The following is a 21,158-nucleotide window of genomic DNA, read 5'->3' as shown; positions in this document are numbered from 1 at the left end:
TAGCATAAGTGGCGCTCTGCAGGCGCTGGCAATAACAAGAAGAAGGGGGAGTTTTGTATGAGTGAGCCCATTTTGCGGCGCACCAGGAGCGGGAAAACCGTGCGGCCCGTGCTGCAGGTGTTATCGCTATGCGCGCTGCTGGTGGCCGCCGCGCCGCTCGTGCAGGCGCAAGCCCCCGACGAGGCCGCCACCTATTCGGTGTCGTCGACAAAGGCCGTTTCCAGCCTCCTGCTCGATATCGCCCATGCCGGCAAGCGTCTGGTCGCTGTCGGTGAGCGCGGCCACATTCTCTACTCCGATAACGACGGTGCGAACTGGGAGCAGGCCAAGGTGCCGACCCGGCAAATGCTCACCGCGGTGTTCTTCGTCGATGACAAGCACGGCTGGGCGGTCGGTCATGACGCACTGGTGCTCGTTACCCGCGACGGTGGTACGACCTGGGTCAAGCAGTTCGAGGATCTGCAGCGCGAGGCGCCGCTGCTCGACCTGTGGTTCACGGATCTGCAGCACGGCTTCGCCATTGGCGCCTACGGTGCGCTGCTGGAAACTACCGACGGTGGTACCACCTGGGAAGACGTCAGCGACCGTCTCGACAACGAGGACGCCTATCACCTCAACGCCATCACCGAGGTGAAGGACACGGGCCTGTTCATCGTCGGCGAGATGGGCAGCCTGTTCCGTTCCGTCGATGGCGGCGAAACCTGGGAAACCCTGGAAGGCCCTTACCAGGGCTCGCTGTTCGGCGTGCTGGCCACTGGCGAGCCACAGAGCCTGCTGGTGTATGGCTTGCGCGGTCACCTGTTCCATTCCGCCGACGGCGGCGACGGCTGGCAGCAGATCCCACTCGCCACTGCCAGTGGCGGCACCCTGGAGTTCGGCCTGGCCAACGCAGCCTTGCTCGACGACGGCAGCATCGTGGTGGTCGGGCATGGCGGCAGCGTGCTCAAGAGCAGCGATCACGGCCACAGCTTCAGCGTATTCAATCGCCCGGATCGGGTGTCTCTGGCGGGCGTGACCGCAGGTGCCGATGGCAAGCTGATTCTGGTGGGGCAGGGCGGCGTACGCCTGACCTCGTCGACCGGTGCCAATCCAGGCCAACAATAACAAGCTGGGGTAGTGTTCGATGAGTAACCATCACCAAGACAAGGCTAGCCTGCTCGAGCGCCTGATCTTCAACAACCGGCCGGCGGTGATTCTGATCTGCCTGCTGGTCAGCATCTTTCTGTTCTTCCAGGCTACTCAGGTTCGGCCCTCCACCAGCTTCGAGAAGATGATTCCGCTGAGCCATCCGTTCATCCAGAACATGATGGAGCACCGCAACGACCTGGCCAACCTCGGCAATACCGTGCGCATTTCCGTGGAAGCCAAGAATGGCGACATCTTCAGCAAGGAGTATATGGAGACGCTGCGTCTGATCAACGACGAAGTCTTCTACATTCCGGGCGTCGACCGCTCGGGGCTGAAATCGCTGTGGAGCCCCAGCGTGCGCTGGACCGAAGTGACCGAGGAAGGCTTCGCCGGTGGCGAAGTGATTCCGCAGACCTACGACGGCAGCCCGCAGAGCCTGGAAGAGCTGCGCAGCAACGTGCTCAAGTCCGGGCAGATCGGCCGCCTGGTAGCGAACAACTTCCAGTCGAGCATCATCGACGTGCCGCTGCTCGAGTCCTATCCGGATCCCGAGGATCAGGGGCGCCTGGTCACCCTCGACTACCAGGCCTTTTCCCATCAGCTGGAAGAGAAGATCCGCAGCAAGTACCAGGCGCAGAATCCGGACGTGCAGGTGCACATCATCGGTTTCGCCAAGAAGGTCGGCGACCTGATCGATGGCCTGGTCATGGTGGCGCTGTTCTTCGGCGTGGCACTGCTGATCACCTTCGTGCTGCTGTACTGGTTCACCTGGTGCATCCGCAGCACCATCGCCGTGCTGATCACCACCCTGGTGGCGGTCGGCTGGCAACTGGGGCTGATGCATTCGGTCGGCTTCGGGCTCGACCCGTATTCGATGCTGGTGCCGTTCCTGATCTTCGCCATCGGCATCTCCCATGGCGTGCAGAAGATCAACGGCATCGCCCTGCAATCCGGTGGTTGCGACAACGCGCTGACCGCAGCGCGGCTGACCTTCCGGCAGCTGTTCCTGCCGGGGATGATCGCCATCCTCGCCGACGCCGTCGGCTTCATCACCCTGTTGTTGATCGATATCGGCGTGATCCGCGAACTGGCCATCGGCGCGTCCATCGGTGTCGCGGTCATCGTCTTCACCAACCTGATCCTGCTGCCGGTGGCGATCTCCTATATCGGTATCAGCAACAAAGCGGTGGAGCGCAGCAAGCGCGATGCGGTGAGCGAACACCCGTTCTGGCGCCTGTTGTCGAACTTCGCCAGCTCCAGGGTCGCGCCGGTTTCCGTGGCGCTGGCCTTGGTCGCCGGTATTGGCGGCTTCTGGTACCAGCAGCAGAACCTGCAGATCGGCGACCTCGACCAGGGCGCGCCGGAGTTGCGCCCGGATTCGCGCTACAACCTCGACAACGATTTCGTCATTCGCAACTACTCGACCAGTTCCGACGTGCTGGTGGTGATGGTCAAGACCGCGGCGGAAGGGTGCTCGACCTACGAAGCCATGGCGGCCATGGACGAGCTGATGTGGACGATGGACAACACGCCCGGCGTGCAGTCGGCGATTTCCATGGTCAGCGTGTCACGGCAACTGATCAAGGGCATGAACGAGGGCAACCTGAAATGGGAAACCCTGTCGCGTAACCAGGATGTACTCAACAACTCCATCGCCCGTGCCGACGGCCTGTACAACGCCGACTGCTCGGTCGCGCCGGTGCTGGTGTTCCTCGAAGATCACAAGGCCGAGACGCTGAAGCGCGCGGTGTCGGCGGTCGAGGGTTTCGTCGCCGAGCATGAATCGGAGAACGTGCACTTCCTGCTCGCTGCGGGCAACGCCGGCATCGAAGCGGCCACCAACGAGGTGATCAGTACGTCCGAACTGCTGATCCTGGTTCTGGTGTACCTGTGCGTGGGCGCCATGTGCATGATCACTTTCCGTTCCTTCGCCGCGACCATCTGTATCGTGCTGCCGCTGATCCTCACCTCGATCCTCGGCAATGCCCTGATGGCCTTCCTCGGTATCGGCGTGAAGGTCGCGACCCTGCCGGTAATCGCCCTGGGCGTGGGCATCGGCGTCGACTACGGCATCTATATCTACAGCCGCCTGGAAACCTTCCTGCGCGCTGGCCTGCCGCTGCAGGAGGCCTACTACCAGACCCTGCGCTCCACCGGTAAGGCGGTATTGTTCACCGGTCTGTGCCTGGCCATCGGCGTAGCGACCTGGATGTTCTCGGCGATCAAGTTTCAGGCCGACATGGGGTTGATGCTGACCTTCATGTTTATCGTCAACATGTTCGGTGCCCTGTGGCTGCTGCCGGCTCTGGCGCATTTCCTGATCAAGCCGGAGAAGCTGGCCGGCAAGAAAGGTGGTTCGCTGCTGGCTCATTGAGGCCGTCGATGGGGTGAAGAAACCGCGGCCAGGCCGCGGTTTTCTCATTTAAGGCTGTGCGTGTTTTCTTCAATACGCCTGGGTGGCTGCCGGGTAATTTGCCTCACTCCAATCAGTGTGGGGCGTGTGTGATGAGTCTGTTCCTGTCCATGGCGGCTTTTGCGCTGGCCGCTTCGATTTCTCCCGGGCCGGTCAATCTGGTTTCGTTGAGCGCCGGTGCGCGGCATGGCTTGCGGGTTGCGCTGCGACATGTCGCAGGCGCGACGCTGGGATTCACGCTGCTGCTGGTGCTGATCGGCATGGGGCTGCACGAACTGTTGTCGCTATTGCCCCGGCTGACCCTGGGGATCCAGTGGGCGGGGGTAGCGTTTCTGCTGTACCTGGCCTGGCGATTGACGGCCGACGATGGTTCGCTGTAGGCACGCGAGGGCGCGCCGGTGGCTTCGTTCATGCACGGTGCGCTCATGCAGTGGCTCAATCCCAAGGCCTGGCTGGCCGCGATCGCTGGCATGGGAGCCTTCGTCGCCGATGGCGACGTGTTGCTGGTCTGGCAGTTCGCGGCGATCTATTGCGTGGTGTGCTACCTGTCGTTGGCCTGCTGGGCGTATGTCGGCACATGTTTGCAGCCCTACCTGCAGGAGCCGCGCAGGGTAAGAATTTTCAACCGGATTCTGGCTGGCTTGCTGGTCGCTAGCGCGGTGTATCTGTTGCAGGCTTGAGATCGCATGCGTTGGTGGAAGAGAAAAGCGTCTTCCACCCTACGGGACGTTGTTATAACCGCGGTATTGGCCGGGGGTGGCGGCAAGAAACTGTTTGAAGGTGCGCTGGAAATGCGCCTGATCGGCGAAGCCGGCTTCCAGGGCGACTTCGGCGAGCGGAGCTCCGCTCTTCAGGCGCGAGTGGGCGAACTGGATGCGGCGGTTGAGCAGGTAGGCGTGGGGCGTCATGCCGTAGCGCTGCTTGAAACCACGGATCAGTTGTGAGGGTGACAGCTGTGCGGCTTCGCACAGGGTATCGAGCTTGACTGTTTCGCCGCAGTGCTGATGGATCAGGCGAGCGGCCTGTTCCAGCCGGGGGTTGATGCTGTCGTCACTGTCGCCCTCCAGCGTCAGCCGCTCCAGCGCAAGGCTGAAGAAGGCCGTCGCCTGGGCTGCCTTGTCGCTTGAACCAAGCGCGAAATCGAGCAGCGTTTCGCGAAGCTGCAGCAAACCCTGGTACAGCTCGGCATCTTCGCTGGCGATGCAGGCGAAACGCTGGAAAGCCGAAGTGTCGGCAAGCCCCTGATCGTGCTGCAGGCGGCCCAGCCACTGTGGGTCGATATACAGCATCAGGTACGACCAGGGTTGGCCGTCGATGGGATTGCAGGCGTGCACGTCGCCCGGGTTCATCAGCACCACGGTGCCCTGGCAGACGTGCCGATCCACATCGCGGTTGCTGTAGGTGCTCTGGCCGCGGGTGATCGCGCCGATGGAGAAAATCTCGTGGCTGTGCCTGCCGTAGCAGACCTGGCGACCATCCTCGATCGAACGCAGCTCTATAAAGGGCAGGGCGGCATCACGCCAGAAACTGGGAACCGGTGAGGTGGGTCGCTCGTCCATCAGTCTCTCCTGCTCAGCGCGGATACAGGGGCGGCAGCTGGGTGGTTTCCTGGCCGTTTTCCTGCGTTTTCTCGGCCGCCGGCAACTCGCCGATGGCTTGCCATAATTGGGCGCCCTGCCAGTGCTGGCCGCTTTCGCTGTAGAGCGCACCGTTGAGACCGTCGAGGGCTTCCGATAGCGGCGCGAAGCGGGCTGCCATATCGGCCAGGGTTTCCGGTTGCTGGCGTGCCCAGGCGTCGAGGGCCTGGCGGGTAGCCTGGGTGTCGTTGGCCAGGCAGGCGCGCTTGAGGTCGTCGAGCAGGGTGCGCGGGCTCGGACCGCTCTGTACCGCGCGCTGGATGGCTGGCTGGCGCCGGGCGTGCCACCACAGGCCGAAGCCGAGCACGCTGGTCAGGGCGAACAGCACGCTGCTCAGTTGCCAGGGCCACAACAGCACGTCCTCGGCAGCGGAGCTACGTGGGCGGGGTTCCACCGGTTGCTCCACGCTCATGGCCGGATCGGCCGCAACTTCCAGGCTGCGCCCAGGCAGGCTGGTACGCTCCAGGCGATCCTCATGGGTGTTCCACCACACCACCTCGACTGCCGGCAGCTCCAGCGTGCCGGCCTTGCTGGCGACCAGGGCTTCACGTTCTTCACGGCTGCCGAGCAGGCCGCGTTCGCTGCTTTCGTTGTTCAACTGCGGCTGATCCGGGTAGCGGCGCAGGCCATCCACCGTGGTCGCGGGTAGCGGCGGCAGTTGCGCGCTGGACAGACCATCGGCCTTGAGCATCATGCTGCGGGTCAGCGAGTCGCCGACCTTGACCTTGACCTTGACCTGGCCTGGCTCCGGGCTCCAGGCCTCGGCCAGGCTGAGGGCACGGGCTGGCAACCAGGGCACGTCAGCGGGGTAGTCGGCGGGCTTGGCCTTGACCGTCAGGGGGATTTCCGGTGATTCGACCCGCGTGACCTTGCCGGGGCGCGGCCCGAAGGGCAGGTAATCGTTGCGGCTGGAGCGGTCGACCAGGGTGGCGCTAAACGTCTGACCGGGAATGGTCAGCTGGCCACTCTTCTGCGGGAAGATGGCGTAGCGCAGTTCGATCACACCATGGCGAACTCCGCCGATGTCCTGCTCGTAGGTGCGCGGCTCGCCGAGGGACTCGACGCGGGCATCGGCGATTTCCAGCGGTGTCAGGCTGCTGTCGTCATACAGCGATACGGAGTGATAGATGCGCAGCGTCAGCACGCTCTGCGCCTGCACGTAGACGCTCTCGTGATCCAGACTGGCGTCGATGAATACCGGCGCCATTTGCTCATCCGTGCTCTGGGTGGCCGACTCCAGCACGTGCAGGCTGATCGGCTGGCTTTGCGAGTCGCCAAGACGAAGCGGTGGCACGATGACGTAGCCGTTGTGGCGTGGCCGCAGGGTGACGATCCAGCGGGCGGTGGCGCGGGTTTCGCCATTCTGGGTAGTGAGGCGATTGACCTGGCGGGTGCCGAGTACCTCGAACAGTTCGTTGAGCGGCGCCAGATCGGGTTTGCCGAACTGGGTCGGATCCGTGGACTCCAGGATCAGCTCGACGCTTTCGCCCAGGCTCAGTCGGCTGCGGTCGACGCTGGCGATAAAATCCTGCGCGCTGGCCTGAAACGCCAGCAGGCAAAAGAGCAGGGTGCAGAGCAGGCGGGTCATCGTGGCTGTTCCTGACGCTGTTGCTGTTCATACCAGAATTTGCGGCGCAGCAATTCGCCCGGATCATCGGGAATCTGCCGCAGCCATTGTTCCAGGGCCTGGCGGCGCTCGCTATCGAGCGGCGCATCGGCTTCGGAAGTGCCCGTATCGGGTGCTGGCGGCGCTGGCGATTCAGCGCTCTCGTCCGCCTCGGACGGCTGCTCCTGCGACGTTTGCGGGTCGCTCGGCGGCTGCTCATCCTGCGGGGTGCCGGGCTGGCCCTGGCTGTCCTTTCGTTCGTCCAGGGTGGGCGCCGAAGACTGGCCAGGTTGCTGCCTTTCGCCGTTTTCGTCGCGTTCGGGCTGCTCGTCTGGCTGGTCTTTCTGCTGTTGTTCCTGTTGCTGCTCACGCTGGCGCAGCAGTTCTTCCACCAGTGCCTTGTTCTTTTCCGCCTGGAGCAACTGCGGATCGATTTCCAGGGCTCGTTCATAGGCATCCACCGCGGCCTCCAGCTCGTTGCTGTGCGCCAGGGCATTGCCGCGGTTGTAGAAGGAGACCGCGCTGTCGCTCAGCGCGAATTGCTCGGCCGCGGCAGAATAATCACCCGCCTCGTAGAGTGCCAGACCGCGCCATTGCGGATCGTTGAAACGCTCGGCGGCTTCCTTGGGACGCTGTGCTTCGAGCAGGCGCTGACCCTGTTGATCCGCGCGCAGCCAGAGGTCGTCGAAGCTGAAGGCCATGCCCGTCTGTGGCGTACCGAGCAACAGCAGCGGCAGACACAGCAGCCAGCCGCGGCGCCCGGCGCAGGCAGCCAGCAACAACAAGGGTAGCAACAGCCAATAACCCTGATCGGCCCAACTGCGCAGTTGGGTCTTGTGGCCGTTGTCGCGCAACTGCTGCGGGCTATCGAGCAGGCCGAGGGTGCGCAGGTCGCGCTCGTCGAGGCTGATTGCCCGGTACTGACCAGCAAGCTCCCGGGCGAATTGGCTCAACCCTGCGGCGTCCAGGCGGGGCATGAGGATGGCGCCCAGGTCGTCCTTCATGAAGGTGCCGTCTTCCTGAATGATCGGTGCGCCCTCGCTGCTGCCGACGCCAAGGATGCGCAGGCGCTCGCCGCGGCTGCCGAGCAGGTTCCTGATGGCGCTGCGTTCGCTTTCGTCGAGGCTGCTGGTGATCAGCAGCAGGCGGCCCAGGCCCTGGGCGCCACCCTTGAGCAGTTCGAGGGCCTTGGCCACTGCGAGATCGGCGCGCTTGCCCGGTTCCGGCATGATCGATGGCTTGAGCGCTTCGAGGAGGTTGTGGCTGGTGCCCAGGTCATCCGATAGCGGTACGACGGTGTGAGCGCTGCCGGCATACACGACGATGGCGGTCTGCGCATCGCCGCGTGCCTGCAGCAGATCGAGCAGCTTGCGACGTGCCTGGGCCAGGCGGTTCGGCGAGGCGTCGCTGGCCAGCATCTGCGGGGTCAGTTCGAGCATGACCACCAGTGGGTCTGCCGGCTTCAGATCATTCTGTTCCACGCGCTGCCAGCTAGGGCCGAGCAGCGCCAGAGTAGCCAGCAGCCAGGCCAGACCGAGAGCGATCCATGGCAGGCGACTGCTGCGCCCCTGGCCACCGCGCAGCAGCACGGCATGGAAGGCTGGCGGCAGCAGCGTTTGCCAACGGCCGCTGCGTTTTTCCCGGTGCGCCAGCAGCCACAGCAGCCAGGCCATCAGCGGCAGCAGCAACAGCCAGAAGGGGCGTAGCCAATGGGGCCACAGGCCGGAGAATTCGATCATGGTGCCTTGCGCCTCACCCGCTGCATCAGGGTGAGCCACTGTTGGCGCAGTTGTGGCAACAGGTTACGCATCACCAGAGCCAGGCTGAGCAGCACAGCCGCTGCCAGGGGCCAGGCATAAAGCGCCAGGGCAGGGCGCGCCAGCGTGGGTTGCTGGGCCACGGGCTCAAGGTGATCGAGGGTCGTTTCGATGGCTTGCAACTCACTCTGATCGCGAGCCCGGAAGTATTCGCCACCGCTGAGTTCGGCGATGGCGCGCAAGGTCGGCTCGTCCAGATCCAGGCTCGGATTGAAACCGAACGCGGCGAAGTTGCCGCCTTGCTGCGGGTCGGCACCGATGCCGATGGGATAAATGGTCACGCCTTCTTCGGCAGCCAGGCGTGCAGCGGTCATCGGCTCGATTTCGCCGCCATTGTTGGCGCCGTCGGTGATCAGCACCAGTACGCGGCTGTGGGCGGGTCGCTGGCGCAGACGCTTGACGGCCAGGCCAATGGCATCGCCGATGGCGGTGTTATTACCGGCGATGCCGATTACCGCTTCGTCGAGCCAGGTACGCACGGTCTGACGATCGAAGGTCAGCGGCGCCTGCAGATAGGCCTGGCTGCCGAACAGGATCAGCCCGACCCGATCGCCGGTGCGGCCTTCGATGAAATCACCGATCAGGTGTTTGACCAGCGTCAGGCGGCTGACTTCCTCGTCCTCCCAGCGCATATCGGCGTAATCCATGGAGCCGGATACGTCCACCGCGATCAGCAGATCACGCCCGCTGGCGGGCAGCGGCAAGGGTTCGCCGACCCATTCAGGGCGTGCGGCGGCGCCGAGCAGCAACAGCCAGAGCAGGGCGAAATGCACCTGTTTCTTCCAGGGTGGCAAGCGCAGGCGGGCGCGGCGACCGGAGAGGTTTTCCAGCTCACCGAGAAAGCTCACCTGCAATGCCGCTTCGCCGCTGTCGGCTGGTGGCAACCACAGGCGCAGCAGCCAGGGCAGCGGCGCGAGCAGGAAGATCCACGGCCAGGCGAACTCAAACATGCTTGCGGATCCAGATGGCGACGGCCTGGTTGAGGTCTTCGATGGCCTTGTCATCCAGGTTGCACTGCGGTTTGTAGGCGCCTTCGACCAGAATCATCCAGCGTGTCAGGCCGGCCGCCGGGCAGCGGTTATCGAGAAACGCCAGCCAGGCACGGCTGCTCAGGGTATGGCTGTGGCTGTCCGGATAACGTTCGCGACACAGGCGTTTGAGTAGCCCGTTGATTTGTTGCAGCCAGGGCCCGGCAGGGGCGCCGTCGTAGGGTTTGCTGAGGTGTTGCAGCTCTTGCAGCGCGGCTTCACGCAGCGGATCCAGGGGCTGTTCGCTGGTTTGTTTGCGCCGCAGCTTGGGCAGCCGCTCGAGCAGGCGCCGGGCGCCCCACAGCAGAGCTGGTAGTAGCAAGGCGAGCAGCCACCAGCCGGGTGCGGGCGGCCACCAGCCGACGGCGGCTGGTGCGAGCAGCGGTTCGAGTTGATCCAGCGGATTCATGCCGATTTACCGGAGCGCAGGTTGTTCAGGTGCTCGCGCAACTGCTCGACCAGCTCAAAAGCGGTGGACAGCGACAGCAGCGGTACGCCGAGCTTCTGCGCCAGGCGCTGCCAGCGCGCCTGACGGGCCTGCGCCTGGGCGCGATAGCTGTGCTGCAGGTCGGTGTCTTCGGTGTCCACTTCCAGTTGTGCATCGCCATCGGCGAAACGCAGTAAACCGGAAATGGGCAGGGCGTGATCCAGAGGGTCGGACACTGGCAGCAGCAACAGATCGGTGTGCCGGGCGAGCAGAACCAACTGTTGCTCGCTGCTATCGCTCAGGGTGCGCTCGTCACACAGGATTACCACCAGGCTACCGGGGCGCAGCACCTCGCGAGCACGGCGCAGGGCCTGACCGAAGCTGTCCCGATAGACCGGTGCCTCGCCAGACAGCGCCTGGTTGGCGCGGGTCAGGCGGCTGAGCAGTTGCAGCAGGCTCTGCTTGCTGCGCCGCGGTTTGATTTCGTGATGATCCTGGCCACCGAATACCAGGCCGCCGATGCGGTCGTTATGACCCAGTGCGGCCCAGCCGATCAGGCTGGCAGCGCGGGCGGCGAGCACCGACTTGAACAGTAATCCGGAGCCGAAGAACAACTGGCGGCTCTGCTCCACGAGGATGTAGATTGGCCGCTCGCGCTCTTCGTGGAACAGCTTGGTATGCGGCTCCTGGGTGCGCGCGGTAACGCGCCAGTCGATGGTGCGCACGTCATCGCCGGGCTGATAGACCCGCACCTGGTCGAAATCCACACCGCGCCCGCGCAGTTTCGAATGGTGCAGGCCGATCAGCGGGCTGTGCTGACCGGGCGTGGAGAACAGATGAACTTCGCGCACGCGGTGACGCATGTCGATCAGTTGCTTGAGATCGGTACGGATGCCCGCCTGCAGTTCAGGGTTATCCGCGTGCGGTTGCATCAGGCCACCGCGACCACGTCGAGAATGCGCTGGATCACGCGATCCTGATCGATACCCGAGGCTTCCGCTTCGAACGACAGGATGATGCGGTGGCGCAGCACGTCGAACAGCACCGCCTGAATGTCTTCCGGGCTGACGAATTCTCGGCCAGCCAGCCAGGCGTGGGCGCGTGCGCAGCGATCCAGGGAAATGGAGCCGCGTGGGCTGGAACCGTGGGCGATCCACTCGGCCAGTTCGGCGTCGAACTTGCCCGGCGTACGTGAGGCCATCACCAGCTGCACCAGGTACTCTTCCACCGCGTCGGCCATGTACAGACCGAGGATTTCCTTGCGGGCAGCAAAGATCGCCTGCTGGCTCAGGCGGTGATCGGGTTTGGTTTCACCGTGCAGCGCCTCGCCACGCGCCTGGGCGAGGATCTTGCGCTCCACGCTGGCGTCGGGGAAGCCGATCTTCACATGCATCAGGAAACGGTCGAGCTGCGCCTCGGGAAGGGGATAGGTGCCTTCCTGTTCGATGGGGTTCTGGGTCGCCATGACCAGGAACAGCGGCGACAGGTCGTAGGTGCTGCGGCCTACCGATACCTGGCGTTCGGCCATGGCTTCGAGCAGTGCCGACTGCACCTTGGCCGGTGCGCGGTTGATCTCGTCGGCGAGCACCAGGTTGTGGAAAATCGGCCCCTGCTGGAACACGAAGCTGCCGGTTTCCGGGCGATAGATTTCCGTGCCGGTGATATCGGCGGGCAGCAGATCCGGAGTGAACTGGATGCGGTGGAACTCCGCCTCGATGCCTTCGGCCAGTTCCTTGATCGCTTTGGTCTTGGCCAGGCCGGGAGCGCCCTCGACCAGCATGTGACCGTCGGCCAGCAGGGCGATCAGCAGGCGATCGATGAGTTTTTCCTGACCGAGGATCTGGCTGGCGAGAAAGTGGCGAAGGGCGAGCAGCGCGTCTCTGTGTTCCATAGGTTTTCCAAGATGGAAATCGCGAGCGACGACCACCGCTCGTCAGGGCCGACCATGATAATCGAAGGAGAGGGGGTTAAGCCATCGACGCCCATGGCTTATGCCACGGGCGTCACGACTTCACTGCCACTGCGTCAACAGTTGGCGATGGCGCTGCTGGGCGCTGGTTTGCTGGCTGGGTACGAGTTGCAACGTTTCGCCGGGCAGGCACTGGGCCAGGCGGGCGACGGCCTGTGGGGTGAGGGCGCCGAGGCGCGGGTAGCCGCCGATGGTCTGGCGGTCGTTGAGCAGAATGATCGGCTGGCCATCGGCAGGCACCTGTACGGCACCGAGGGGGATACCTTCGGAGACCATCGCCGAATGCTGACACTGCAACTGCGGGCCGTTCAGGCGTACGCCCATGCGGTCGGCGCGGGCGTCGATGATCCAGGTCGTGTTGAAGGCATCGAACAGGCTCTGGCCGCTGAAGTCGCCGATCTGTGCGCCCAGTATCAGTTCCAGGCGCGGCGAGGGCGTGAAACGTGGGATTCGCCCGGTGGGGATCTGCCGTGGCGTGCCGGCCTGGCCCTGCCAGTCAAGCTGATCATCCTGCGCCAGTGCCTGGCCATCGCCATGCAGGCCGCCGAGGGCTTCGCGGGCCACCGTGGCACGGCTACCGAGCACCGGCTCGGCAAGAAAACCACCAGGCGCTGCCAGGTAGGCCCGCGCGCCATTCACCGGTTGGACGAAATCCAGGCGCTGGCCCTTGCTCACCCTGAAGCTGCGCCAGGGCGCCAGGGGCTGGCCGTCCAGGGTGGCGCCCAGGTCGGCACCGGCCAGGGCCAGCTCACCATCCCGTTCGCAGCACAGGCTGAGATTGCCCAGGGTGATTTCCACCACTGCCGCATTGAGATCGTTGCCCAGCAGCCAGTTGGCCCAGCGCAGGGAGATCCAGTCCAGGGCGCCACCCTGGGTCACGCCGAGGTGACGCACGCCGAAGCGGCCGGCGTCCTGCAGCAGGGCGAAGGGGTTGCTACGCAGTACACGCAGGCCGCCGCGATCATGTTGAGGGTTCATGGCGCGTGCTCCAGAGGGGTGTCGTCGCCGCCGAGGCGAATGAATTCGGCATGTTCGATGGCCACGAAGCGCACGCGATCACCTGGGCGCATCAGGCTGTAGCCGTCGATCCCCCGGTCGAACAGTGTTGCCGGGGTACGCCCCAGCAGGTTCCAGCCACCGGGCGAGACCACTGGGTAGACCGCGGTCTGGCGGTCGGCGATGCCGACGCTGCCCGGTGCGATGCGCTTGCGCGGGGTGCTCAGGCGTGGCGTGGCCAAGGCATCCTCCACCAAACCCATGAAGGCGAAGCCCGGCGCGAAGCCGAGGGCGAACACCTGGTACTCGCGCGCCGTGTGACGCTGGATCACTTCGGCCTCGCTGAGCCCGCTGCGTTTGGCCAGCAAGGGCAGTTCCGGGCCAACGCTGGCGTCGTACCAGGTGGCCAGGGTGTGGCAGCGCCCGGCGCCGGTAGTGGCTGGTTGCAGGTCACTGAAGGCTTCGGCGATCAGCGCTTTGGCCTGCATCGGATCGAGGGCTTCGAGGTCGTATTGCAGCAGCAGGGTGGTGTAGGAGGGCACCAGATCGATCAGCGCGTCGCCGAAGCACTGGCGCAGGCGTTCGCTGGCAGCCAGCAGCCAGGGCATGTTGCTTTCATCGATCTGCTCGAACAGTCGCAGGATCAGGGCATCGATCCCGGCGATCTCGATCTTCGGTGTCGGTACGCTCACTGTCATGCCCGCCCCAGGGCGTCGAAGGCCTCGCGAATACGCTGCACCGCGGCCACCGAACCGGCGTTGTCACCGTGCACGCAGAGCGTATGGGCCTGCAGGTTCAGCGCGCTGCCATCGCTGGCTACCAGGGCTTCGCCGCGCGCCAGGGTGGTGGCCTGGTTGACGATGGTCTCGGCGTCATGGTGCACGGCGCCGGGCAGGGCACGCGAAACCAGGAAGCCGGCGGGATCATAGGCGCGGTCGGCAAAGGCCTCGAACCACAGGGTGATGCCGAACTCGTCGCCGATGGCCTGGGCCTGGGTGTTGTCGCGGGTGGTCATGAGCATTACCGGCAGGCTGCTGTCATAGGCCGCCACGGCGCGCATCACCGCCCGCAGGATTTCAGGTTTGCGCATCATGTCCTGGTACAGGGCACCGTGGGGTTTGACGTAGCTGACACGGGTACCCTGGCTGCGGCAGATACCCTCCAGAGCGCCGACCTGATAGAGCAGCAGGTCTTCGACCTCCTTGGGCGAGCAGTCCATGGAACGGCGGCCGAAACCGACCAGATCCGGGTAGGCCGGATGGGCGCCGATCCGCACGTCATGGGCCACGGCCAGGGCGACGGTCTTGGCCATGGTGCTGGGGTCCGAGGCGTGGAAACCGCAGGCGATATTGGCGCAGTCGATGAAGGGCATGACCTCGGCATCCAGGCCCATTTTCCAGGCACCGAAGCTTTCACCGATATCGCAATTCAGGAGCAGGCTGTTCAAGGTGATGTCCTCTGTGCGTTCTACGTTCACATGTAGAGTCGGCGTAGGCGGATACGTCTTATGACCCTGATTGGCATTTTTCAGTGCCACGGGCGAGGCGTCCAACTAATTAAAGCGGCCGCTGGAGATAGGAAAAGTCGATGGAGGGGCTGCCGCGACGCGTCGGCTGACGGTCGCGGCGAGCAGGTGACGGGGTTCAGGCGATGCGGAACTGATTGGCGCTGGTGGTCAGCGCCTCGACCTGGTGCGACAGGCTCTGGGTGTGTTCGTCCAGGCTCAGGCGCAGGGTCTTGGTCTTGCCGGTGTGCAGGTTGATGTCCTCGACCTTGGCGGCGATCTCCTCGGTGGTGCTGGAGATCTGTTCGATGGCCACCACCACCTGGCTCATTTCCGCGCTCAGGTGCTCCATGGAACCGGTGATGCCATCGATGGCCCGAGCCACCTCGCCGGAGCTGCGTTCGCCTTCACTGGCCAGTCTCAGGCCGCTGACCATCAGGTCGTCCATACGCTGGGTCTGCTGGCGCAGGTCGTTGACGATCACCGCGATGTCGGTGGTCGCCGCCACGGTCTTCTGCGCCAGTGAGCGCACCTCATCGGCCACCACCGAGAAGCCCCGGCCGGCCTCGCCCGCGCGGGCGGCCTCGATGGCGGCATTGAGCGCCAGCAGGTTGGTCTGGTCGGCCAGGCCGTTGATCACGTCGATGATGCTGGTGACCTTGCCGCTCGACTGGGTCAGGGCACTGACCTGGGTGTGGGTGTCCTGGATCAACTGCGACAGGCGGCGCATGTTGTCGGCGCTGGCGACTATCACCGCGGCGCCGTTGCGCGCCGATTGATAGGCCGCCTGGGTGGCGTTGCCGACATCGTTGGTGCGCTGGGCCATTTCGTTGACCGTGGCGGATATCTGCTGCGAAGCGGACGCCGCCTGTTCGGTCTGCATCTCCACCTGGGTGCTGTTCTCCTCGAGACGGCGCATGGCGTCATTGAGGTAGTTGTGCAACTGGTTGAGCTGCTGATTGCCATCGACCACCTGGCGAATGACGCCGGCGATACCCACTGTCATCTGGTTGGAGGCGCTGCCCAGCAGGTTGAATTCATCCTTGGGGTTCTGGCCAACCTCGATGCGTGCGGTGAGATTGCCGGCGGCAACCTGGGACAGCAGACGGATCACCTTGTCCAACTGAGCCATCAGCAGACGCGAGGCCTGACTGAGGGTGATCAGCATGAACAGCGAGACCAGTACGAAGGTCAGGCCCATGGCCCAATTGGCGGTGCTGCGCGCCTGTTCGGCCTGTTGTGTGGTGCGCGCGAGCACGCCTTGCTGCAGACGAGTGTTTTGCTCGTCGATGGCCGCGTCGATCTGGCGGCCCTGATCGAGCAGCTGTTTCTCGGTGTCGCTGATACGCAGGATCAGTGCGTCCGCCGCGGCGAAGGCCTGGGTGAAGGCGTTGACCGACTGGCCGATCTGGGTGTCCTGCCAGTCCAGGTCGACTACCTTGGCCTGCAGTTCGCTCACGGCCGCATGCACGCGCTGGGCGTAGGTGGGGTTGAAGGTGGCCAGGTAGTCGCGCTGATTGTTCAGGGCCTCGACGACGAAGGGCTGGATCAGGCTGATGGTTATTTGCTCCAGCTCCTTGGCACTCTCGGCCAGGTGCGCGCGCTTGCCGTCGAAGGGCGTCAGGCCAAGATCGCGAGACAAGCCCAGCCAGGTTTCCTGGAGGCGTACATCGTCCTGCAGCAGTTGCTCGATCGACTGGGCCTCCTGGGTGATGCTCGGGTCGTCCAGACTGGTGGCGCGTTCGGCGTACTGGCGTGACATATCCGCGAGGGCGGTCAGGCTGGCCTGGAAGTCGGCTTCTCCTTCCGGGGTCAGGGCGCGCCGCTCGGCACCGAGCTTCAGCCACTGATTCATCAGCGTGGCAGAAGCCCCTGCATAGGCGGTGGCGTTCTCGCGGGCTTGCAGGGCGTGGTCGAGTCGCTGGCTGGCCCAGAACGAGGAGGCCGTCATCAATGCCAGACTGGAGAGGGTAATGAGGATGAGCAGACGGAACTTCTGCTTCCAGGAAAGGAAGAACGGCATGGTGATTCCCTTGTTGGCTTTATTGTTTTGCGTGGACTCTACCCTAGGTTGTCTGATGACTGTAGAACTTTAAAGCCGATCAATGATTTGTTCGTGGCGCGGGGGCCAATGGCTGAGCATTGGCCCCCGCGGCTACTCACCACAGAGGCATGCTGTAGCTCAGGATCAGGCGGTTTTCGTCCAGATCGTTGCCGAAGTTGGAACGAACCGTGGCGTTGCGCCATTTCAGGTTGAGGTTCTTCAGCGCACCGGACTGGATGGTGTAGGCGATATCCATGTTGCGTTCCCATTCCTTGCCATCGTTGCCAGCGGCTACGGCGACGTTGTCGCCGGAGATGTAGCGGGTCATGAAGGTCAGGCCGGGAATGCCGATGGCGGCGAAGTTGTAGTCGTAGCGTGCCTGCCAGGAACGCTCTTCGGCGTTGGCGAAGTCGCCGATCTGCACGAAGTTGACCAGGAACGGGTCGCTGCTGGCGATATAGGGAAACGGATCGTCGCCGCTCATGCGCTGGTAGCCGGCACCGATGGCGTGGCCGCCCAGGGTGTAGGTGAGCATGGCGCCGAAGGCCTTGTTGTCGATGTCGCGGAAGTTGCCGTCTTCACGGCTCTGCGAGTAGCGCAGGTCGGTTTTCAGCGACTGGCCTTCGCCCAGCGGCAGCACGTGCACCAGGGTGCCGTAGTACTGCTGGTAGACGTCTTCGAGGGTGCCGTAGTGCAGACCTGCGGTCAGTTCGGGGGTGATCTTGTAATCACCGCCGCCGAATACGAACGAGTCGCTGCTGCCACCGATGCGGTTGGCGGTCATCTCGGTGTAGTCGGTGGAGCTGTTGGCCTTGATGCGGTTGATCTTGCCGCCTTGCAGGGTCAGTTTGTCGATTTCCTGCACATTCAGCAGCGCGCCCTGGAAGGTTTGCGGCAGCAGGCGCGAGTCGTTGGCCGATACGATCGGGCTGCGGAAGTGCAGGGCGCCGACCTTGAGGGTGCTGTTGGAAATCTTCGCCTTGGCGGTGAGTGCCAGCTTGGAGTACTCGTCCTGCGAGCCGCCGGAGCCATCGGCCGGCAGCAGACCGCTGCCTGCGGTGCCGTCGCCGGAGTCGAGTTTCAGGCCGAGCATGCCCAGGGCATCGATGCCTACGCCAACGGTGCCCTCGGTATAACCGGACTCGGCACGCAGCAGGAAGCCCTGGGCCCATTCCTCGGCCTTTTCACGGGCGCCTTCCTGGCGGAAGTCACGGTTGAAGTAGAAATTGCGCAGCTCCAGGCTGCCCTTGCTGTCGCCGATGAAGTCGGCGTTGGCCAGGCCGGGTACGCTGCTGGCGAGCAGCAGGGCGGCCATGCGGGTGGACGGTGTCATGCGGAGTCTCTCCTGATGGTTGAGCGCGCAGCGGTATGTTCCGTCTGCTTGGCAGTGCGCGATTTATCGTTCTTGTTAGGGGGACGGTACGGCGCTGCATTCTTGGTAGCCGCGGCCGAGAGCGTCCAACGAGAAAAACCGGTGGCGGCCCATAAGAAAAGTCGATGCGCTAAAACAGGGCGATGGCGGGGTGGCTGGCATGCAAACTGCTTCCACTGCCGCCGTTGCAGGCTTCTTATCGCCCGCATTACTTTCATCGCCGGGGCTAGTCGCCATGAACCTGAGATTTCTCGAGACCTTCGTATGGGTCGCTCGCCTGAAGAGTTTTCGCCTGACCGCGGAGAAGCTGTTCAGCACCCAGGCGTCCATTTCCAGCCGCATCGCCGCGCTTGAAGACGAGTTGGGTACACGCCTGTTCCTGCGTGATTCCAAAGGTGTGTCGCTGACCCCCGAGGGGCAGAAGGTGCTCGAGTACGCCGAGCAGATGATCGACACCATGCAGGCCATGAAACAGTCGATCAACGATGCCAGCAGCATCCAGGGGCGCATCCGCGTGGGCGCGATGGATACCGTCATTCACACCTGGCTGAGTTCGTTCGTAGCAAAGATCATGGAGTGTTACCCGGCGGTGGAGATCGAGCTGACTGCCGACACCTCGCGCAACCTCTGCGAGCAACTGCAGAAAGGCTATCTGGACATCATCTTCCAGACCGATGTGATGCGCGGCGACAGCGTGCGCAACCTGGAGCTGGCGCGCTATCCGGTGCAATGGATCGTGCCCACCGGCTCGCTCTATCACCGGCCATTCACCTCCATGGACGAGCTCGCTCGCGAGCGCATCATCACCTTTTCGAAGAACTCGCGGCCGCACCAGGACATCCTCAACCTGCTGCATGCCGGCAACGTGGTTTCCCCACGCATCAGCTGCGTCAACTCGGTCGCGGCGATGACCCGGCTGATCCGCGATGGCTTCGGTATCGGTGCCTTGCCGGCCTCGCTGGTCAGCAAGGAGCTGGAGCTTGGCGTGCTGAGCATCCTCGCGGACGTGCCGCAGCCGCCACCGCTGGATATCGTCGCCACCTGGCGCAGCGGCGTGGGGCTGGAACTGATCGAGGATATCGTCGCCCTGACCCCGGAGGTGCTGGCGCAGTACAGCGAGGAAATGGGCGATGAGCGGGTGACGCTGGTCAGTCACTGCCTGGAACGCAAGACTGCCTGAAGGGTTCGTAACTGCGTCGGGAGCGCTTTCCTTTTAATAGGGGGATGCTCTCTGCCTGTGCGGGGGCGTCGTGAAGATGGATGTGTCGATTATTTGTTTTTTGCCCTTTAACGGGGCGCAGGGGCTCTGCTGCGCCTCGTTTTATCCCATAACGATTTCTGATCATGCACCCCCGTTTTTTCTAGTTGGACAGCCTTTGGCGATCTGACGAGACTCGAAAACGGCTTCCGATACGTCCCGCGCATCTCGAGGGTCTCTGACGCTGAACACCGGGCCAGCCCTTGCTGGGGTGGTGTCCGGGTCGCGCCATCGAGTGGTTGAAGGCCGTTCGCCACGTACCCCTTTCTGATCTGGAGAAACACATGAAGACAACTTCGTTTCGCTTCGGCCTGACGGTTCTTGCCTGCATCATGGGCACGATGAGCATCTCCGCCCAGGCCGCTGAGCGTTGGAACATGTCGGTCGAACAGCCGGATGGCAACTCCATTACCAAAGTCGCCAAGGACTTCGCCAAGGAGGTTTCCACTGCCACCGCGGGCGAGCTGGAAATCCGCGTGCACGCCAACTCCTCGCTGTTCAAGCGTCCCGAGGTCAAGCGGGCGGTGCAGACCGGCCAGGTTCAACTCGGTGATGTACTGATGTCGGTACTGGGCAACGAAGACGCGATCTACGAGATCGACAGCGTACCGTTCCTGGCGCGCAACTACACCGATGCGCAGAAGCTCTGGGAAGTCAGCAGGCCAGCCGTCGAGGCCCGCCTGGAGAAGCAAGGCATCAAGCTGTTGTACGCCATGCCCTGGTCGCCGCAGAGCATCTTCACCAAGACGCCGATCAGCAGTATGGCCGACTTCAAGGGCATGAAGTTCCGCGCCTACAACCCGGCCACCTCGCGCATGACCGAGCTGATGGGCGCGGTGCCGACCGTGATCAACACCGGTGAAGTGCCCCAGGCTTTCAGCACCGGCATGATCAACGGCATGCTCACCTCGCCGACCACTGGCGTCGACACCCAGGCCTGGGATTTCTCCAAGTACTACTACGACGTCAAGGCATTCATTCCGAAGAACTTCGTGATCGTCAACGCCCGTGCCTTCGCCCGCCTGCCGGAAGCCTCGCAGCAGGCTGTCCTGGCCGCGGCGGAGCGTGCCGAGCAGCAAGGCTGGGCAGCAGCCGAGGCGGAGACCGGCAAGCTGGTCGCGACCCTGGCCGAGAAGGGCATGCAGGTCAGCCAAAACGCTCCGGCCGAAGTAGAAACCGGTTTCGAAACCATCGGCGCGACCATGGCCACCGAGTGGCTGCAGCGCACCGGTGATGAGGGCAAGGCGATCATCGACGCCTATCGCAAGTGATGAAGCGGCAGCGGGCGTGGCACACGCTCGCTGCCATCATGGTGAAAGCCCACAGGCGTTTTCATCCCCCGAACCGCGCAAGGTGGCGACGCCTTGCCAATCGCTCCCTTCGCGTGCGAGGCGTTTGCGCCATGAGTTGGTTACGTAAGTTGTACACCCTGTCCGGCATGCTTGCCGGTGTGTTCCTGATGCTGATCTGCCTGCTGATCGTGGCGCAGATCCTGGCGCGTCAGTTCGGCAGCATGATTCCGTCGGCCGACGAATTCGCCGCCTATTGCATGGCCGCGTCGGGCTTCCTGGCGTTGCCCTATGCACTGATGCGTGGCGCCCACATCCGTGTCGAGTTGCTGTTTCGCATCCTGCCGCGCCGCTGCCTGTTCGCCGTCGAGGTGCTCGGCAATATCGTCGGGCTGGTGATCGCCGCTTACCTCGCCTGGTACTGCGCACTGTTCGTGCTCGAGTCCTACGAATTCAAGGAAGTGTCCTCCGGCTTGCTGCCGATCCCGATGTGGCTGCCGCAACTGCCGATGGTGCTGGGCACCGCGATCCTGGTGATCGCCATGACCGATCGTCTGGTGCTGGTGTGCATGGGCCGCCGTTTCGAAGACGAAACCCCTGGCGTGATGAGCGAGTAAGCAGCTCGCCTGACGAATAGACCCGGTGGCCAAGGCCGCCTGATAAAAGTGAG

The 21,158-nt window shown here is 63.8% G+C and carries 17 protein-coding genes and 1 pseudogene; 6 read left to right on the top strand and 12 right to left on the bottom strand.

The features are described 5' to 3' along the window. Window positions 1–57 precede the first annotated feature (57 nt). From DNK10_RS15045 to DNK10_RS15035, 3 genes and pseudogenes are all read left to right on the top strand, one after another. Window positions 58–1,104, top strand: coding sequence for a WD40/YVTN/BNR-like repeat-containing protein (locus DNK10_RS15045; RefSeq protein ID WP_131192115.1), 1,047 nt, complete (start codon window positions 58–60; stop codon window positions 1,102–1,104). Window positions 1,105–1,123: 19 nt separating this feature from the next. Beyond that, window positions 1,124–3,502: an efflux RND transporter permease subunit gene (locus tag DNK10_RS15040; protein ID WP_131179152.1), complete on the top strand. Its 2,379-nt coding sequence runs from the start codon at window positions 1,124–1,126 to the stop codon at window positions 3,500–3,502. A gap of 131 nt (window positions 3,503–3,633) precedes the next feature. After that, window positions 3,634–4,221: pseudogene (locus DNK10_RS15035) on the top strand (LysE family translocator). 39 nt (window positions 4,222–4,260) lie between these two features. Here the strand turns inward: DNK10_RS15035 and DNK10_RS15030 are convergent. The 12 genes from DNK10_RS15030 to DNK10_RS14975 all read right to left on the bottom strand — a co-directional run bounded on the left by DNK10_RS15030 (window position 4,261) and on the right by DNK10_RS14975 (window position 17,902). Continuing rightward, complete coding sequence (locus DNK10_RS15030; protein WP_131192114.1) at window positions 4,261–5,100, bottom strand: AraC family transcriptional regulator; 840 nt, start codon at window positions 5,098–5,100, stop codon at window positions 4,261–4,263. 13 nt (window positions 5,101–5,113) lie between these two features. Further along, window positions 5,114–6,766 (bottom strand): BatD family protein, encoded by a 1,653-nt coding sequence (locus DNK10_RS15025; protein WP_131192113.1) that lies wholly within the window; start codon window positions 6,764–6,766, stop codon window positions 5,114–5,116. Then, complete coding sequence (locus DNK10_RS15020; protein ID WP_131192112.1) at window positions 6,763–8,523, bottom strand: VWA domain-containing protein; 1,761 nt, start codon at window positions 8,521–8,523, stop codon at window positions 6,763–6,765. The genes DNK10_RS15025 and DNK10_RS15020 overlap by 4 nt, the downstream gene beginning before the upstream one ends. Then, window positions 8,520–9,551 (bottom strand): vWA domain-containing protein, encoded by a 1,032-nt coding sequence (locus DNK10_RS15015; protein WP_131192111.1) that lies wholly within the window; start codon window positions 9,549–9,551, stop codon window positions 8,520–8,522. The genes DNK10_RS15020 and DNK10_RS15015 overlap by 4 nt, the downstream gene beginning before the upstream one ends. Continuing rightward, complete coding sequence (locus tag DNK10_RS15010) at window positions 9,544–10,038, bottom strand: DUF4381 domain-containing protein (RefSeq protein ID WP_131179147.1); 495 nt, start codon at window positions 10,036–10,038, stop codon at window positions 9,544–9,546. The genes DNK10_RS15015 and DNK10_RS15010 overlap by 8 nt, the downstream gene beginning before the upstream one ends. Beyond that, window positions 10,035–10,988, bottom strand: coding sequence for a DUF58 domain-containing protein (locus tag DNK10_RS15005; RefSeq protein WP_131192110.1), 954 nt, complete (start codon window positions 10,986–10,988; stop codon window positions 10,035–10,037). Before DNK10_RS15005 ends, DNK10_RS15010 begins: the two co-directional genes overlap by 4 nt. Further along, window positions 10,988–11,947, bottom strand: a complete 960-nt coding sequence (locus tag DNK10_RS15000) for an AAA family ATPase (RefSeq protein WP_131179145.1) — start codon at window positions 11,945–11,947, stop codon at window positions 10,988–10,990. Before DNK10_RS15000 ends, DNK10_RS15005 begins: the two co-directional genes overlap by 1 nt. Window positions 11,948–12,067: 120 nt before the next feature. Further along, window positions 12,068–13,003, bottom strand: coding sequence for a 5-oxoprolinase subunit C family protein (locus DNK10_RS14995; protein ID WP_131192109.1), 936 nt, complete (start codon window positions 13,001–13,003; stop codon window positions 12,068–12,070). Continuing rightward, window positions 13,000–13,719, bottom strand: a complete 720-nt coding sequence (locus DNK10_RS14990) for a 5-oxoprolinase subunit B family protein (protein ID WP_131192108.1) — start codon at window positions 13,717–13,719, stop codon at window positions 13,000–13,002. Before DNK10_RS14990 ends, DNK10_RS14995 begins: the two co-directional genes overlap by 4 nt. Then, window positions 13,716–14,468 carry a 5-oxoprolinase subunit PxpA gene (locus DNK10_RS14985; protein ID WP_131179142.1) on the bottom strand — a complete coding sequence of 251 codons (753 nt, stop codon included), beginning with the start codon at window positions 14,466–14,468 and terminating at the stop codon, window positions 13,716–13,718. The genes DNK10_RS14990 and DNK10_RS14985 overlap by 4 nt, the downstream gene beginning before the upstream one ends. A 196-nt stretch (window positions 14,469–14,664) precedes the next feature. Continuing rightward, on the bottom strand, window positions 14,665–16,548 hold the full coding sequence (locus DNK10_RS14980) for a methyl-accepting chemotaxis protein (RefSeq protein WP_131192107.1): 1,884 nt from the start codon (window positions 16,546–16,548) through the stop codon (window positions 14,665–14,667). Between the two features lie 136 nt (window positions 16,549–16,684). Continuing rightward, window positions 16,685–17,902, bottom strand: a complete 1,218-nt coding sequence (locus DNK10_RS14975) for an OprD family porin (RefSeq protein WP_131192106.1) — start codon at window positions 17,900–17,902, stop codon at window positions 16,685–16,687. A gap of 274 nt (window positions 17,903–18,176) precedes the next feature. Between DNK10_RS14975 and DNK10_RS14970 the strand changes: the two genes are divergently transcribed. The 3 genes from DNK10_RS14970 (at window position 18,177) to DNK10_RS14960 (ending at window position 21,105) form a co-directional block, all read left to right on the top strand. After that, complete coding sequence (locus DNK10_RS14970) at window positions 18,177–19,121, top strand: LysR family transcriptional regulator (RefSeq protein WP_131192105.1); 945 nt, start codon at window positions 18,177–18,179, stop codon at window positions 19,119–19,121. 362 nt (window positions 19,122–19,483) lie between these two features. After that, window positions 19,484–20,470, top strand: a complete 987-nt coding sequence (locus DNK10_RS14965; RefSeq protein ID WP_131192104.1) for a TRAP transporter substrate-binding protein — start codon at window positions 19,484–19,486, stop codon at window positions 20,468–20,470. A 131-nt stretch (window positions 20,471–20,601) separates the two neighbouring features. Then, complete coding sequence (locus DNK10_RS14960; protein WP_131192103.1) at window positions 20,602–21,105, top strand: TRAP transporter small permease; 504 nt, start codon at window positions 20,602–20,604, stop codon at window positions 21,103–21,105. Window positions 21,106–21,158 lie beyond the last annotated feature (53 nt).

Origin of the sequence: Phytopseudomonas daroniae, assembly GCF_004327275.1 — a bacterium.
GTDB lineage: Bacteria > Pseudomonadota > Gammaproteobacteria > Pseudomonadales > Pseudomonadaceae > Aquipseudomonas > Aquipseudomonas daroniae.
This window is presented reverse-complemented; position numbering and strand designations above follow the sequence as displayed.